Origin of the sequence: Robiginitalea aestuariiviva (genome assembly GCF_029537735.1) — a bacterium.
Classification (GTDB): domain Bacteria; phylum Bacteroidota; class Bacteroidia; order Flavobacteriales; family Flavobacteriaceae; genus Robiginitalea; species Robiginitalea aestuariiviva.
In genome coordinates this window covers 643,361-657,702 of sequence record NZ_JARPUQ010000001.1, presented here as the reverse complement: position 1 = coordinate 657,702, position 14,342 = coordinate 643,361, and the positions used below count along the sequence as shown (strand labels likewise).

The 14,342-nt window shown below is 54.8% G+C and carries 16 protein-coding genes and 2 tRNA genes; 8 read left to right on the top strand and 10 right to left on the bottom strand.

The annotated features are described in order from the left end of the window. Entirely contained in the window at positions 1-1,512 is a 1,512-nt protein-coding gene (locus OZ410_RS02950; RefSeq protein WP_277706421.1) for a serine hydrolase, read from the bottom strand. A 119-nt stretch (positions 1,513-1,631) separates the two neighbouring features. Here OZ410_RS02950 and OZ410_RS02945 point away from each other — a divergent pair, with 119 nt between their 5' ends. Both OZ410_RS02945 and OZ410_RS02940 read left to right on the top strand, forming a co-directional pair. After that, positions 1,632-4,775, top strand: a complete 3,144-nt coding sequence (locus OZ410_RS02945) for a VPS10 domain-containing protein (RefSeq protein WP_277706420.1) — start codon at positions 1,632-1,634, stop codon at positions 4,773-4,775. Positions 4,776-4,886: 111 nt separating this feature from the next. Next, positions 4,887-5,510 (top strand): hypothetical protein, encoded by a 624-nt coding sequence (locus OZ410_RS02940; protein WP_277706419.1) that lies wholly within the window; start codon positions 4,887-4,889, stop codon positions 5,508-5,510. Here OZ410_RS02940 and OZ410_RS02935 read toward each other — a convergent pair. From OZ410_RS02935 to OZ410_RS02920, 4 genes are read right to left on the bottom strand one after another with little or no spacing between them, the layout of a single operon-like run. Then, on the bottom strand, positions 5,507-6,841 hold the full coding sequence (locus OZ410_RS02935; RefSeq protein WP_277706418.1) for a DUF3570 domain-containing protein: 1,335 nt from the start codon (positions 6,839-6,841) through the stop codon (positions 5,507-5,509). The two genes, OZ410_RS02940 and OZ410_RS02935, sit on opposite strands and share 4 nt — an antisense overlap. After that, the gene (locus tag OZ410_RS02930) at positions 6,826-7,038 is read right to left on the bottom strand and encodes a DUF4266 domain-containing protein (RefSeq protein ID WP_277706417.1); all 213 of its coding nucleotides are present in this window, start codon (positions 7,036-7,038) and stop codon (positions 6,826-6,828) included. Before OZ410_RS02930 ends, OZ410_RS02935 begins: the two co-directional genes overlap by 16 nt. Then, positions 7,035-8,015, bottom strand: a complete 981-nt coding sequence (locus OZ410_RS02925; protein WP_277706416.1) for an FAD:protein FMN transferase — start codon at positions 8,013-8,015, stop codon at positions 7,035-7,037. The genes OZ410_RS02930 and OZ410_RS02925 overlap by 4 nt, the downstream gene beginning before the upstream one ends. Then, positions 8,012-8,455 carry a thioredoxin family protein gene (locus OZ410_RS02920; protein ID WP_277706415.1) on the bottom strand — a complete coding sequence of 148 codons (444 nt, stop codon included), beginning with the start codon at positions 8,453-8,455 and terminating at the stop codon, positions 8,012-8,014. The genes OZ410_RS02925 and OZ410_RS02920 overlap by 4 nt, the downstream gene beginning before the upstream one ends. Before the next feature lie 132 nt (positions 8,456-8,587). Here OZ410_RS02920 and OZ410_RS02915 point away from each other — a divergent pair, with 132 nt between their 5' ends. The 3 genes from OZ410_RS02915 (at position 8,588) to OZ410_RS02905 (ending at position 9,867) form a co-directional block, all read left to right on the top strand. Beyond that, the gene (locus OZ410_RS02915; RefSeq protein ID WP_277706414.1) at positions 8,588-9,001 is read left to right on the top strand and encodes a hypothetical protein; all 414 of its coding nucleotides are present in this window, start codon (positions 8,588-8,590) and stop codon (positions 8,999-9,001) included. 17 nt (positions 9,002-9,018) lie between these two features. Then, positions 9,019-9,216, top strand: a complete 198-nt coding sequence (locus OZ410_RS02910; protein WP_277706413.1) for a helix-turn-helix transcriptional regulator — start codon at positions 9,019-9,021, stop codon at positions 9,214-9,216. A gap of 78 nt (positions 9,217-9,294) precedes the next feature. After that, the gene (locus tag OZ410_RS02905; protein WP_277706412.1) at positions 9,295-9,867 is read left to right on the top strand and encodes a RidA family protein; all 573 of its coding nucleotides are present in this window, start codon (positions 9,295-9,297) and stop codon (positions 9,865-9,867) included. Positions 9,868-9,895: 28 nt separating this feature from the next. Here OZ410_RS02905 and OZ410_RS02900 read toward each other — a convergent pair whose 3' ends face one another. Together OZ410_RS02900 and OZ410_RS02895 are read right to left on the bottom strand one after the other, a co-directional pair. Beyond that, on the bottom strand, positions 9,896-10,870 hold the full coding sequence (locus tag OZ410_RS02900; RefSeq protein ID WP_277706411.1) for a carbon-nitrogen hydrolase family protein: 975 nt from the start codon (positions 10,868-10,870) through the stop codon (positions 9,896-9,898). A 322-nt stretch (positions 10,871-11,192) separates the two neighbouring features. Next, positions 11,193-11,264 (bottom strand) — tRNA-Arg (locus tag OZ410_RS02895). A 142-nt stretch (positions 11,265-11,406) separates the two neighbouring features. Here OZ410_RS02895 and OZ410_RS02890 point away from each other — a divergent pair. Continuing rightward, complete coding sequence (locus OZ410_RS02890; RefSeq protein WP_277706410.1) at positions 11,407-12,150, top strand: DUF6090 family protein; 744 nt, start codon at positions 11,407-11,409, stop codon at positions 12,148-12,150. A gap of 235 nt (positions 12,151-12,385) precedes the next feature. Here the strand turns inward: OZ410_RS02890 and OZ410_RS02885 are convergent. From OZ410_RS02885 to OZ410_RS14480, 3 genes are all read right to left on the bottom strand, one after another. Then, positions 12,386-12,457 (bottom strand) — tRNA-Arg (locus tag OZ410_RS02885). A gap of 70 nt (positions 12,458-12,527) precedes the next feature. Further along, positions 12,528-12,818, bottom strand: a complete 291-nt coding sequence (locus OZ410_RS14485; protein ID WP_420917741.1) for a GIY-YIG nuclease family protein — start codon at positions 12,816-12,818, stop codon at positions 12,528-12,530. Positions 12,819-12,954: 136 nt separating this feature from the next. After that, the gene (locus tag OZ410_RS14480; protein WP_420917741.1) at positions 12,955-13,245 is read right to left on the bottom strand and encodes a GIY-YIG nuclease family protein; all 291 of its coding nucleotides are present in this window, start codon (positions 13,243-13,245) and stop codon (positions 12,955-12,957) included. A gap of 133 nt (positions 13,246-13,378) precedes the next feature. Here OZ410_RS14480 and OZ410_RS02880 point away from each other — a divergent pair, with 133 nt between their 5' ends. Further along, positions 13,379-13,822, top strand: coding sequence for a molybdenum cofactor biosynthesis protein MoaE (locus tag OZ410_RS02880; RefSeq protein ID WP_277706409.1), 444 nt, complete (start codon positions 13,379-13,381; stop codon positions 13,820-13,822). Positions 13,823-13,825: 3 nt separating this feature from the next. Beyond that, positions 13,826-14,254 carry a cyclic pyranopterin monophosphate synthase MoaC gene (moaC, locus tag OZ410_RS02875; RefSeq protein ID WP_277706408.1) on the top strand — a complete coding sequence of 143 codons (429 nt, stop codon included), beginning with the start codon at positions 13,826-13,828 and terminating at the stop codon, positions 14,252-14,254. Positions 14,255-14,342 lie beyond the last annotated feature (88 nt).

The window sequence follows — 14,342 nt, the reverse complement described above, 5'->3', positions numbered from 1 at the left end:
TCAGGGCTCCGGCTCCCGCTGGAAAGTTTCACCAAAGACCTCGAGGGCGCCTACCTGCCCGTTGGGGTTGAGGCGGAATTGGGCCATTAGCCGCAGGCGGTAGCGGTTGTCCGCATCCGAGCGGAAGGTGTCATAGTGCCAGTGCGTGGTCCGGAAGCGGGCAAACCCGTTAAAAACGAGTTCCAGGCCTTCCTGGGTTTCCAATACTTCTGCGGTACCCAGCATGGGGTGCCGGTAGGTGCCTGTGTATCCGGTCAGGGGCAGTCTGGGCTGGGTGCCTGCCACCCTTTTTCCCTGCAGGGCCTTCTCCTGCTGGTGGGTGCGTTCCTGCATGGGCCGGTATAATTCCAGGATTTCCCCGTTCCAGTCCCGCTGGTCGTCCCCGAAAACCCAAAGGTCCATCCCTTTGTACAGGATAGCATGGCGCAGCTCTGCGTGGTCGCGGTTGGCCAGCACATAAACCGCGGTCCTGGCGTGGTGCATTACGCCCGCCATGGCTACCAGGCCGGTAATGCTCCCGGTATGGAAGTCCAGTTTCTGCCCCCGGTAATCGTGCTGGAACCAGCCCAGACCATAGGTTTTCCAGTGGGGCCGGGTGAGTTTCTGGGTGGGGTAGAAATCCGCTGAAGGCACAAAGGCATGCGGTTCGAAAAGGTAGGCAAAGGTCTCCGGGCTAAGGATCTGCCTGCCCTTATACTGCCCGCCCTGGGTTAGCATTTGCAGGTAATGTTCCACATCCTCCAGGCAGGTCCAGATCATCCCGGCGGCCCCGATCTGGTCGGACTGGTTGTAGGGCACCGGGTGGAGGTTGCCCTCCAGGTCCGGGTAATAGGGCGTTACGTAGTTGCCGGCCGGGAAGATCTCGGAGGCGCGGGCTACGGTCCGGTGCATCTCCAGGGGTTCAAACAGGACCTCCCGGACAAATTCCGCCCAGTGTTTTCCGGATACAGCCCGGATCACCTCCCCGGCCACGGCGTACATCAGGTTGTTGTACTGAAAGCCCCCGCGCACCGGGTAGGCCTTTTTCGCCAGGGCAAAGCGTTTTAAGGCTTCGGCGGTGGAGGTGCTATCCACAAACCAGATCAGGTCTGCTTCAGATATCCCCAGGTTATGGGTCAGCAGGTCCTTTACCCGGGCTTCGTCCCGGATATAGGGGTCCGACAATTCAAATTCGGGTAGGTGGTCCGCTACCCGGTCTTCCCACTGCAGCTGGCCCCGGTCTACCAGGACCCCCAGGGCCATACAAACCATGGCCTTGGTGGTAGACCCCATATTAAAAAGGGTCTGCCGGTCTACCCGACTACCGGAGGCCAGGTCTTTTACCCCGTAGGCTTCCGAAAATACCACCTTGCCGTCCCGGACCACCGCTGTGACCATCCCCGGGACCTCCCAGTCCGCTATGCCCTGGCGGATCATCTGGTCCATACTTTTTTCAGGCGGTTGTGCCGCAAGCAGGGACGAAAACAGGAAGAGGGCCAGAAAATGCGCCCGCGGCAGTAGTACAGACATCATGGTGTAGGGGTTAGGTTTGCCCATGGAATGTACAAAAATCCCCTTCACTTTTCGGTGGGACATTGTTTTTTATACGGGCGTAATCCGCTACATTTAGGGGCATTCTCAAAACCAAACCCATGCGAAGGACCTTGCCGATACTCCTGTTTTCCCTGATGGTTGCCCCTGTGGCCGCCCAGGATCTGAATTCCTATTTTGAACCTGTGAAATACCGGAATATCGGGCCCTTCCGGGGCGGGCGTTCCACGGGGTCCTCCGGGGTGGTGGGAGATCCCCTAACTTATTATATGGGCACCACCGGGGGCGGGCTCTGGAAAACCACGGACGCGGGGCAGTACTGGAAAAATGTTTCCGACGGGTACTTCAAAACCGGATCGGTAGGTACCGTGGCGGTTTCGGAGAGTCACCCCAATGTGGTATATGTCGGTATGGGCGAACACGCCCCGAGGGGGGTGATGACCTCCTATGGGGATGGGGTCTACAAGTCCACCGATGCAGGCAAGACCTGGCAGCATATGGGGCTGGAGCTCACACGCCATATTTCGCGCATTGTAATACACCCGGACAACCCGGACGTGGTCTGGGTAGCGGCCCAGGGGGCCCTTCACGGCCCGGGGCAGGAACGGGGTGTGTACAAATCCACCGACGGGGGCAAAACCTGGAAGCAGACCCTGTTTGTGAATGCCAGCACAGGTTGCAGCGACCTTTCCCTGGACATGCATAACCCCCAGGTATTGTATGCGGCCATGTGGGAACACGAGCGCAAACCCTGGAAGGTGATCAGCGGGGGCCCCGGGAGCGGGTTTTATAAATCCGTGGACGGGGGCGAAACCTGGAACCCCATCCACAAGGGGATGCCGGAAGCCAAAGGGAAGACCGCCATTGCCGTTTCCAGGGCCAACCCGGACCGGGTGTACGCCCTCTTGGAAAGCGATTCCCAGAAAGAACAGGGGGGGCTGTTTACGTCATCGGATGCCGGCGCCAGCTGGACCCGGGTCAGTGCAGACCACCGGTTGTTGCAGCGGGCCTGGTACTACATCGAAGTCTTCCCGGACCCGGTTAATGAGCATACGGTCTATGTTTTGAGCGCTGCAGCCTACCGCTCCCTGGACGGGGGGCGCACCTGGGAGGAAATCCAAACGCACCACGGGGATTACCACGACCTTTGGATCAATCCCCATAACCCCTCCAATATGGTCATCTCCGACGATGGGGGAGCCGAGATCACTTTTGACGGTGGCCAGCACTGGTCCAGGCAGGACCAGATGCCCACGGCCCAGTTTTACCGGGTGGCGACAGACAGCCTCTTCCCCTATAACCTGTACGGGGGCCAACAGGACAATTCCTCAGTTAAGATCGCCAGCATTGGTATGGGAGGTTCCGGGATCGGGCGCGAACACTGGGAGGCATCCGCAGGAGGAGAAAGCGCCTTCCTGGCCTTTGACCCGAAAAATCCAACCAAGGTGATGGGGGGGAGTTACCTGGGTACAGTAGACTTGCTGAACGTGGCTGCCGGAGTGGGAACGAAGGTGATGATCGAGCCCAACCTATACCTGGGCCTGCCGGCGCGGGAGATGAAATACCTGTTCAACTGGAATGCGCCCATCATCAAATCCATGCACGAGCCCAACACCTATTACCACGCGGCCCAGTACCTGTTGCGAACCCGGGACGAGGGCAACCAGTGGGAAGTAGTGTCTCCGGACCTGACCGGGAACCAGGATGCCAAACAGGGCAACGGGGGCGGACCCTACACAAACGAGGCGGTAGGAGCCGAGAATTACGGGACTATAGCATATGTGGCCGAATCCCAGCACGAGCCTGGCGTAATCTACACCGGCAGCGACGACGGAAAGGTGTACCTCACCCGCGATAACGGGGCAAACTGGAAAGACATTACCCCGAAGGGAATGGGTGAGACCCTGGTCAACGCCATTGAGGTTTCCCCCCACGATCCGGCTACTGTATACCTGGCTGCCACCCGATATAAGTTTAATGACTTTGCCCCGGCCCTGTATAAGAGCACCGATTACGGCCAGCGTTGGACCCGGATAGACCAGGGTATCCCCTATGGCGCCTACACCCGGGTGGTCCGGGAAGATCCCGTTAAGGCCAACTTCCTGGTGGCCGGTACGGAACTGGGGATTTACCTCTCCTATAACGGGGGCAGTACCTGGACGCCATTCCAGTCTAACCTGCCGGTAGTGCCTGTTACCGACCTGCAGATTCGCTTCGGGGATCTGATCGTGGCCACCCAGGGCCGGTCCTTCTGGATTCTGGACGATATGGGCCTGCTTCGCCAATACGGAGGGGGCGCTCCCGCAGGGCACCTTTACACCCCGGAAGATACCTATTACCCCAACTGGTATAGCAGTATGAATAGCCCCAACCCAACGGGTACGGCCGCTACCGAAGGGGTAAACCCGGCCAGCGGGATGGTGGTGTATTACGAGTTGCCGGAGTTGCCGGATTCTACCGAAGTGCTCTTGCGGGTACGCGACGCTTCGGGCCAGCTCGTACGCCAGTACAGCTCGGTTGCCGATGCTTCCTACCAGGCCTACGAAGGCGCCCCGCCCCGCGCACGGCTGCTCCCGGCCCGGAAAGGGGTGAACCGCCTGGTGTGGGACCTGCGTTATGAAAGCCTGCCTGGGGCCCCTGAGGTTTATATTGAGGGGTCTTTCAGGGGCCACCGTGCCAGCCCGGGGATGTACACAATCCAGCTGGAATACGGGGGGAAAACCCTGGAGGCCCAGGCGCGTATCCTGGAGAACCCCCTGGTGCCGGCGTTACGCGAAGACTTTGGGCAGTACCATGCCTTTATGACCCATGCCGAGGCTACTTACCGTGAAATGACCGAAATGACCAACCGCTTGCGACGGATGCATGGGCGGTTGCAAACCTTAACGGCCCACCTGGACGAAATGGGTTATACCCAACAGGCCCGCGCAGCCAGGGAGCTAGCCGCATCCCTGGAGGAATGGGATGGCCTTATGGTACAACGCCTTTCCCAGGCTTATGACGATGTTGAGAATTTTGTGAATGGGTTTACGGCCGAGTACCTGACCGCCCTGAACCATGCAGATAGCGACATCCCCAGGGTGAATGCGGGCACGCGAAAAAAGCTGGGCGAGCTGGATTCCCGCTGGGCACAGTACAGGGCTACGGCCCTGGAGCTGATCCGGGAAAAGGTCCCTGCATTTAACGAAGCCCTGAGGGAAGTTGGGGTTGGGGCCTTGTACTACCCAGGGACACCACCTAATTAGGTTTATGGAGGCAGCCCCGGGGTCTTTAGTCGAGGAAATCCGTGATTTTGCCAAGGGGATTTCCGGGAGCGGGGGAAATCTTGTTTCTTTTGCGAAGCAACCAATAAAATGTTGAGGTCCAGTTTGGTAATGGCGTTTTTAGGAGGGTTTCTCCTGACCGGCTGCGGGTCAGCCCGGACAGAGGACCGGTATGCGGCTGCCTGGCAGGGGGTCTTGGAATCTTCCCAATGGCAGGCTTCCGTTTCGGACCCTGAGGCCGTGGTTCCCGCCCCGGACTCCCGCTACTATGCCCTGCCGGAAGTGCAATGGGCCACCCTGCGTACCGTGAGTCCGGAATTCATGGAACTTTATCCCAAACTGGTTAGCAGGGCATACTTCAGGCTGATTGCGGATGCCCTGAATTCGGACCGGCGGGTTACGCGTGCCTATCAGCGGGTATATCTGGAAGCGCACCAACCCAGGTACGAGAACGACCGGGCCAAACAAGAGGAACTGGAGGTGACGCGGCGGCGTTTTCTGGCACACCGGCGCATGCTGGAAGGCCTGCGCAACTGGAAATCCTTTAACCCCTACGGTTCTGACGATCTGGATTTTTTCCTTCGCGAACAAATGCGCCCTGCATTTGCCATGCATCAGAAAGGGGCGGGCAACCGCAGGATTGTGGAGCACCTGATGCGCAACCTGGCCGACCTCTACCATTTGCAGGGCGAAGGCCAAAACCCGCCTACAGACTAATTTCCCGGAGCATCCATCACAAAGGTAGCGCCCCCGGTAATGATAAAGCTGGAAAATGGGGAATCCCTGCTGTAGTGGTAGGCTTTTAGCTGTATGCTTTTCAAACCGAAATCCAGGATATGGAGGCGGGTGAAAATGTCGGTATATCCCACGCCGAACCCAAGTTGGTGGGCCGTATATCCGGAAAGGTCAAAATCCGAAGTATAGTAGGCGCTGGCAGACAGGTGTTGGTTGTAGGGGCGAAAGGCATCGGCGGCTGTTTGTTGGTAATAGCGGTAGGACGGGTAAAGTGTAAAACTCGGACTCACCTTTACCGGGACCTCCAGGGAGGTGGTATGGGAGGTGATGCCCCAGTCGTCCGTATAATATCGGTAGGATCCGCGCAATACTACCGAAGCGTTCAGGTAGTAATTCAGGCGGGTACCGGCGGCCAGTTTCTGCCGGATATCCGGCAGGTGTTCCACATCCTCCGCCAGGTGGAACCCTCCCAGGAAACTGTCTTCCACATCCTCAAAATACACCCGTTGGAAGGGGGTCGACAAAAGGCCTTCCTGCCGCACCCAATCTACGGACAGGCTGCCCTGCAGCCGCGGGCTCAGGATTTGTGAGAAGCCCAACCCAAGGGAATAGGAATTGCGGTGGGTTTTGGAAAAGGGCTCAAAATCCGGGTCGTAATTGGGATTCCCGCTAACCGGATACAAGGCAAACAGGGCATCGTTCAACCCAAAACCATCGGGTTCGAAAGGCCGGAGTTCAATGGGGTAGATCGCATTCCATTTGTCGAAATACACATTGCCCTTCAGGCTCACCTCCGTATTACGCTCATTAAAGAGCCAGGAATAGCCGCCCCCCAGGCCTATGGAAAAGTAATCGTATTCCACGGCGGCCGAGAACTGTGCATTCCAGATGCGGTTGCGGTCTTCGCTGTTATGGCTGTAGCGAAGCACCAGGTTAGACCAGAGGTCCGACTGCGACGCCCCGGAACTGGCCGTATACGGATCGGGCGGGCCGCTGTCGAAGGGATTGACATTGCTGGAAGAGGCCGAAGTATAGGCCGAGATCCCGGCGTCAATTTGCAGCACATCGTCTGTATTCAGGGGGATGGCGACTATTATGGTAGCTGTGGCATCGGAAAGGGACTCCGTTCCAATGCCCCCGGTCACCGCAGCGTTTTCGCCGTCCTGTTGGTAATAGCTGCTTAGAAAGTCCACCTCTGCGGCTTCAAGCACCCGTTTTTTATAGGGGGTCCCTTGGGCATCCTGGCCTTGAAGCCCCAAAAGGGTAAAAAGAGCGAGGACGCACCATGTGGGGGTTCTCAATTGCAGCCGCATCCGCCTCCTGTTTTTCCTCCGTTTCCTCCGGAGGCCCCTTCCCGGTAGGAATGGGCGGTTAAAAGGTTCCGGTCGCACTTCATGTCGAAGAGCGACATGTCCGGGTCGTTCAGGCTTACTTTCTCGTATTCCCGAACCACCACGCAGGACTGCAGGGTTGCCAAAAGCGGCAGGCAGCACAAAAGGATTCGTTTCATCGGTTACGTTGTATTTGGATATCTCGGGTGGTATAAAGGCGCCCGTGTTCATCTACTATGATGCCGTCAATGCCCGGAAGTTGCTCGATCCGGTCCAATCCCGCCTCCAGCCCCATCACAAAAACGGAGGTGGCCAGGGCGTCTGCCAACTCTGCCTTGGGGGCAAAAATGGTTACGCTCAGGATGCCCCGGGAAGGGTAGCCGGTGCGCGGGTCAATGATGTGGGTGTAGCGTTTCCCGTCCAGGGTAACGTACTTTTCATAATCCCCTGAAGTGACCACGGCCCGGTTTTCCACAGGGACTACTCCGTAGGCATGGGTTTTGTCCATGGGGTTGGTAATGGCAACCTGCCAGGGTTTGCCCCCGGGGGGTATGCCCCAGGTAGTCAGGTCGCCGGAGGCATTGATGATCCCGGCCGGGGCGCCGGCGGCCATTAGCAGGGCTTTGGCACGGTCTGCGGCATATCCTTTCCCGATACCCCCAAACCCGATTTTCATACCGGGCTCCTGGAGGAACACACTGTACGTTTTGGGATCCAGTTGTATTTTTTGGTAGCCTACGCGGGCCACGGATGCGGCAACGGCATCGGCTGGCGGCATGGCCTTCATGCTGCCGTCAAATTTCCAGATCCGGTCCATGGAGGCGTAGCTGATGTCAAAGGCCCCATCGGTAAGCCGGGAAATACCCAGGCTGCGCTGGATTAACGCGAACAACTCCTCGTTTACCCGAACCGGAGAAATCCCGGCCTGCCGGTTGATTTCGGAGGTCTGGGAATTGGGGTCCCAGGAAGATATCAGTTTTTCGATCCGGGTGATCTCGGCAATGGCCTGGTCGGTCCAGGCAGCTGCCTGCAGGGAATCTGATGCAACCACGGTAATTTCAAACCGGCTGCCCATCAGGAGGATCACCCGCTTGTAGGGCTGCTGTCCCAGGGCAGTTACGGAGGCGAGTAGGGCCAGCAGCAGTAGTTTTTTCACCCTTTGGGAATGAAGGATTCGAGTACTTCGATATAGGCTTCGGGAGATAGCCTCCGGTAGCCGGTTTCACCCAAAACCCTGCCCGAGGCATCCATGACCACGACCAGCGGAAAGTACCCCCTGGGGTTGTACTTTTCTGCCAGGCGGGCGTTGGCCTGGGCCTGGGCTTCCGGCAGGGCATTTTCTTTGCGTCGCGGGAAATCTGCCAGCAACATCACAAAATGTTCGGGGGCATAGGCCTTAAAAGTTTCTGTATTCCAGACCTCCCGGTCCAACCGGATACATGGAGCGCACCAGTCCGAACCCTGAAAAACCAGGACAATGGGTTTACCGCTGCTATGGGATTCCAATTGGGCGGCTTCAAAGTCCGTCATCCATTCTTGAGCGGACAAGGAAAGGGTAGTGATCAGAAATAAAAGGAGGCAGGTAATCTTTTTCATATCCCTAAAAACGGGATTTTGCACGTAAAAAGTGTGCTCTGCCTCAAAATAAATGTAAAGTTTAGTTGACATATTGGATAATTTAAATATATTTGTCAAATAAACTTTACAAAAAGACAAATACACTTGCGTATGGAAACCAAGCAAAGCCCCTTGAAAGTGCGCCGCAAGGCTGTGCTAAAGCGCCTGTCCATCTGGACCCTGTGCTGGGTCCTGACCGAGGCCCTGGTGGTCTTCGGGCACAACACCCTTTGGGAAGGCTCCAGGGCCTTAACCATCATAGGGGTCGTGATTAACCTGATCTTTGGAATCGGGATGGTCTTTACCTACCGGAACCTGATGGGCCTGCTCGATGAACTGGAGCGGAAAATCCAACTGGAGTCCATGGGCCTGACCCTGGGTCTGACCCTGGTGGTTGGGATCGCGTATTCCGTAATGGACATCACCAACCTGATCCCGGTGGATGCGGAAATTGGGATGCTGGTCTTTTTTATGGGTTTTTGCTACATCGCCTGTATGCTTATCAACAAACGCCGCTACCAATAGGGCTTAACCCGATCCATATGAAAAACAGGATACGGGTGTTGCGCGCCGAGAAAAACCTGACCCAGGCAGAACTGGCCGATGCGGTTGGGGTATCGCGACAGACCATCAACGCTATAGAAAAGGAGAAATTCGACCCCAGCCTGCCGACTGCCTTCCGGATTGCACGGATATTTGGGCAAACAGTAGAAGAAGTATTCCATTACCAGGGCGAATAGGATGTCCGCTGGGCAGGGCCGGAAAATCCCTCCATCGATTTAACAGGTTCTCATTATCTTTAGGAAAACCCTGATGTGATGAGAACCTTTTCTTTGATTTTACCCCTTTTGGCCCTGGCGTTTGCAGCCTGTGGCGAAACTGGGGCAGACCGCCCTATGGCGGAAGCCAGCACCACCATCGATCCGGCTTATCAGCCGGAGCAGCGCCTGCAGGAGCTGGGGATAACCCTGTCGGAACCTTCGGCCCCGGTGGCCAATTACGTGAATGCCGTACGCACCGGGAACCTGCTCTTCCTGGCCGGGAAAGGCCCCAAACAGGCCGATGGCACTTACGTGAGCGGGAAGCTGGGCCAAGACCTGACCGTGGAGGAGGGTTACCAGGCCGCGCGCCTGGTCGGAATTAGCCAACTGGCAGTCCTGAAGGCCGAGTTGGGAGACCTCCGCAAGGTAAAACGGGTGGTTAAGGTCCTGGGGATGGTTAACGCCACCCCGGATTTTGAACAGCAACCTGCGGTGGTCAATGGGTTTTCGGACCTGATGGTTGAAGTCTTCGGAGAAAGGGGCAAGCATGCCCGCGCCGCGGTGGGTATGGGTTCCCTGCCCAGCAATATTGCCGTAGAAGTAGAGATGGTGGTGGAAGTGGAGGATTAAGGCCCGAAGAAAGCGGGTAATCCACTATTTACTCTCCGTCCTGTATATCCAATACAGACTGCCGCTGCCGGTTCACGGACAGGCGGGTTACGTCCGGGCGGGCGTAGTGGCCCGACACATCAAAATTTTGCCGTTCTTCCAGCACCTTATTAAAATCCAGGGTACAGGTAATCAGGCCTTCCTTCCCGATTACGGGAGGGATCACCCATTCCCCTGAAGGCCCTGCAATACAAGACCCGCCGTTGGCTAAGACCTCCGGCGCGTTTTCCAGGATGGCTTCCCGGTGGGGCAGGTCTTTTGGGATGTCCGCAGTGCGCAACAGGCTGGAAACGGACAACACATAGGACCGCGATTCGCGGGCAATAAAGCGCGTAATATCTGCGGTATTATAGTCGGAACCAGGCCAGACGGCTATATGCAGGTTTTCGCCCATTCCGTAAAGTGCCGCGCGGGGAAGGGGCATCCAGTTTTCCCAGCAATTGAGCCCGCCGGCCGTAAAGGCCTTCAAGGGGTGGGTTCGTAAACCGTTCCCGTCCCCAGGGGACCAGACCAGACGTTCCTCGTAGGTGGGCCGGAGTTTTCGGTGCACGGATTGGATTTCTCCCCGGGCATCGATATAAACCAGGGAGCAATACAGGCTATGCCCGCCCCGGTTTACGGCCCGTTCGATGGTACCCAGGTATACGGCCATGCCCAACTCCCGGGCCAGGGCCGAAATTCCGTTCAGGTCCCCTTTTTCTATTTGTATGGCATTTTGGGCATAGTGGGCATAAAGGGCCTTTTGTACAGGGGAGTCAAAGTCGCTGCCGTTGGTAAGGGCCACCCAGAAGGGATAACCGGGTAACAAGGCCTCTCCGAATACGATGAGTTCACACCCCTGCTTGCCGGCATCGCGCATGCTGGCTGCAATCCGTTCCAGGGTTTTATCCCGGTTGAGCCAAACCGGCGCAATTTGTGCCAGGGCTACCTTCAGGCTTTGGGGAGGGGTTGATGCTGGTTCCATAGGGGGCGGGGGGATTAAGTCAGAGATGCAAAGGCCATATTTACCGTGCCCGGCTGCTTTAAATGTAGGATTTTTTGGGTTGAAACCCCACAGAATCCGAACGGGGCAGGTGGCGCAAGCTTGGTTTTCTAACAGCGCCAGGAGATAACGCCGCTTCGCAGCGTTGTTCCTAACAGGGTCTCATGCTGAAAATATCAAAACACCAGCCCTGCTTCACAGGCCTGGTTTTATTTCTCGTCCGCGCTTAAGAAAACAAGTTTTCTACGCGCGTCCTCAAAATAAAACACCCCGGCATCTGCCGGGGTGTTTTGGTGCTTATTTGTAGCTCCGCTAGGAATCGAACCTAGATCTTGGGTACCGGAAACCCACATACTATCCATTGTACTACGGAGCCAATGCGGATGCAAAGATAAAATGAATTATTGGTTTTTAAATAAAATCTGTTCGGGAGGCAAAATGGGACCGGAGCCGGGGGTTCTGTATGCCTGGGGAAACGGTTAAAAAATCCTATTTTTAAAGAAACCGAAGCACATAAGATGATAGGATTTTTCAGAAGTCTCCGGAGGAATTTACTCAGGGAAGACCGAATTTCTCGATACCTGGTATACGCCCTGGGAGAAATCGTACTCGTGGTCATCGGGATATTAATCGCCCTGCAAATCAACAATTGGAATCAGCGCAAAAATGAATTGAAACAGGAAAAAGCTATGGTGAAGGGGTTGAGGCTTGAATTCGAGAATAACCTGGCAGACCTGCAGGGCAGTATTAAGGCGTTGGAAGCGATTAAAGGGGCTGGCATGTATTTACTGCAGTTTACCGGCCCGGACTATGAAAACGGTACGTTGACTTCGGTGGACAGCCTTATATCTCTGACCCCGCGGATGGACGTTTGGGACTCGAGTTCCTATACGCTGAGCAATATCAAGACCTCGGGAAAGCTGGCGACATTGAGTAGTGAAGACCTGAAACAGAAACTTATTGAATGGGAGATGTTTTACGGAAACCTGGAAGACTGGTTCGATTTTTATGTATCCGGAGGGGAGCAGTACTTTGCTTTTTTGGAAGCGAATGGTAACAACCGGAACCTGAATATAGGCGGAAGGTTTCCGTTAGATGAATCGCGATTCCCGGGATCGAACGAAGAGTTGCTCAGGATGCAGGACTTCGAGAGCATTTTGGTTTCTCGGATTTACGTAAACGGGTTTATCCTCGAATACTACTACGAAGCAAAAACCCGTCTGGAGGAAATCATCGAGGCTTGTGAGGCCTATGAAGGTTGAAATTACCATAACACCAGCCCTGCTTCGCAGGCCTGGGTTTCTGTCAGCGCCAGGAGATAACGCCGCTTCGCAGCGTTGTTCCTGAAAGGCGCTCATGCTGAAAATACCAAAACTCCGCCCTGCTGGCGCAGGCCTGGGTTTTATTTCTCGTCCGCGCTTAAAAAAGCAAGCTTTTTACGCGCGTCCTCAAAATAAAACACCCCGGCATCTGCCGGGGTGTTTTGGCGCTTATTTGTAGCCCCGCCAGGAATCGAACCTGGATCTAAAGTTTAGGAAACTTCTATTCTATCCATTGAACTACGGGGCCGCAGCGGGCTGCGAATTTACTGATTGTTTAATAAAATCTCCTTGCCCCTTGGCATGAAATCACTCTTCTTTTACTCATCGGTAAAGCGATTGATCAGTTTTGTTCTCAAATCCTGATAATCTTTGAGATTCTGGATGTATTTGCGGCTTTTCATACGCTTGATATGTTTTTCCAAACGTAAGCCTACTCTGTTGTTAGGAACTTCCATAATCAGGAAATATTCCCATGGCATTTTACTCCTGGATTTCCCTGTATTTCGCTCGGGGTCATTATGCCATAAAATCCGATCCTCTGGATGATAAGTAGATCCGATGTAGAAAGAACCGTCCTTTGCGGATTTTATAATGTATACATAATACATAACCGGAGATGGAGTTGGGAAACTTCCCCCGATAGCTATCGGGGCTATCCATTGAACTACGGGGCCGCAGCGGGCTGCGAATTTACTGATTGTTTAATAAAATCTCCTTGCCCCTTGGCATGAAATCACTCTTCTTTTACTCATCGGTAAAGCGATTGATCAGTTTTGTTCTCAAATCCTGATAATCTTTGAGATTCTGGATGTATTTGCGGCTTTTCATACGCTTGATATGTTTTTCCAAACGTAAGCCTACTCTGTTGTTAGGAACTTCCATAATCAGGAAATATTCCCATGGCATTTTACTCCTGGATTTCCCTGTATTTCGCTCGGGGTCATTATGCCATAAAATCCGATCCTCTGGATGATAAGTAGATCCGATGTAGAAAGAACCGTCCTTTGCGGATTTTATAATGTATACATAATACATAACCGGAGATGGAGTTGGGAAACTTCCCCCGATAGCTATCGGGGCTATCCATTGAACTACGGGGTCGAAGGGGCTGCGAATTTAATCATACTTTTCCAAAACTTCCCTAAATTCGTAGGGAAAGCAAGAGCCCATGAAGCCGAAGAAAAAGATCAATTTATTTATGGACGGACCCATTGCGCCCGGGTTCATTGCAGAGTCCATCACCAAGCACCAAAGCAAGACGGCCATTGGGGCCCACGACATATTCCTGGGGCAGGTGCGTGCCGATGAAATTGAAGGCAAAACGGTAACGGCCATCGCGTATTCCGCATACGAGGAAATGGCCCTTGAAAAAATGTACGAGATACGGGAAGATGCCTTTTCCCGCTTCGACCTGAGTTGTATGCATGTCTACCACAGCCTGGGGGAGGTGCCGGTGGGGGAACTTTGCTTGTTTGTCTTTGTGTCTTCTGCCCATCGCCAGCCGGTGTTTGAGGCCCTGCATTATGTAGTGGAGCGCATAAAAAAAGAACTTCCCGTTTTCGGGAAGGAATTGTTTGCGGACCAGGGCTATTCCTGGAAAGTCAATACCTGAAGCATGGTCGATATTACACATAAAAACCCCACTTTGCGAACAGCCGTTGCCGAGGCCCTGGTTTGCCTCAGTGATCCTGAAACCCTTAAGGCCATAGAAGAAGACCGGGTGCCCAAGGGGAATGTTTACGAGATGAGCCGGGCTGCAGGCTTGCTGGGGATCAAGAAAACCCCGGACCTTTTGCCGGACTGCCACCCCCTGCCCATTGAGGCAGCCCGGGTGGACTACCAGACCGATGGCCTGGAAATCCGAATACGGGTTACCGTAAAGACCATATACAAAACCGGGGTGGAGGTGGAGGCCATGCACGGTGCCAGCGTGGTGGCGTTAAACCTCTATGACATGCTCAAACCCCTGGATAAGGGTATAGAGATCCGAAAGATCCGCCTGCTGGAAAAACGGGGCGGAAAGTCTGATATCCTCGTAAAATAAACCCCATAAAAAAACGGCTGCTCGGCAGCCGTTTTTCGTTTTCAGATTTGGGTTTTTTGTTAAGCACCTTTAAGGACTAAGGGGAACT

Coding starts and splice junctions, on each gene's coding strand:
- OZ410_RS02880 (WP_277706409.1), top strand. CDS start 13,379: ATGAAGCCGAAGAAAAAGATCAATTTATTTATGGACGGACCCATTGCG.
- OZ410_RS02930 (WP_277706417.1), bottom strand. CDS start 7,038: ATGAAACGAATCCTTTTGTGCTGCCTGCCGCTTTTGGCAACCCTGCAG.
- OZ410_RS02945 (WP_277706420.1), top strand. CDS start 1,632: ATGCGAAGGACCTTGCCGATACTCCTGTTTTCCCTGATGGTTGCCCCT.
- OZ410_RS02915 (WP_277706414.1), top strand. CDS start 8,588: ATGGAAACCAAGCAAAGCCCCTTGAAAGTGCGCCGCAAGGCTGTGCTA.
- moaC (WP_277706408.1), top strand. CDS start 13,826: ATGGTCGATATTACACATAAAAACCCCACTTTGCGAACAGCCGTTGCC.
- OZ410_RS02950 (WP_277706421.1), bottom strand. CDS start 1,512: ATGATGTCTGTACTACTGCCGCGGGCGCATTTTCTGGCCCTCTTCCTG.
- OZ410_RS02890 (WP_277706410.1), top strand. CDS start 11,407: ATGATAGGATTTTTCAGAAGTCTCCGGAGGAATTTACTCAGGGAAGAC.
- OZ410_RS14485 (WP_420917741.1), bottom strand. CDS start 12,818: ATGTATTATGTATACATTATAAAATCCGCAAAGGACGGTTCTTTCTAC.
- OZ410_RS02905 (WP_277706412.1), top strand. CDS start 9,295: ATGAGAACCTTTTCTTTGATTTTACCCCTTTTGGCCCTGGCGTTTGCA.
- OZ410_RS02920 (WP_277706415.1), bottom strand. CDS start 8,455: ATGAAAAAGATTACCTGCCTCCTTTTATTTCTGATCACTACCCTTTCC.
- OZ410_RS02935 (WP_277706418.1), bottom strand. CDS start 6,841: ATGCGGCTGCAATTGAGAACCCCCACATGGTGCGTCCTCGCTCTTTTT.
- OZ410_RS02900 (WP_277706411.1), bottom strand. CDS start 10,870: ATGGAACCAGCATCAACCCCTCCCCAAAGCCTGAAGGTAGCCCTGGCA.
- OZ410_RS14480 (WP_420917741.1), bottom strand. CDS start 13,245: ATGTATTATGTATACATTATAAAATCCGCAAAGGACGGTTCTTTCTAC.
- OZ410_RS02910 (WP_277706413.1), top strand. CDS start 9,019: ATGAAAAACAGGATACGGGTGTTGCGCGCCGAGAAAAACCTGACCCAG.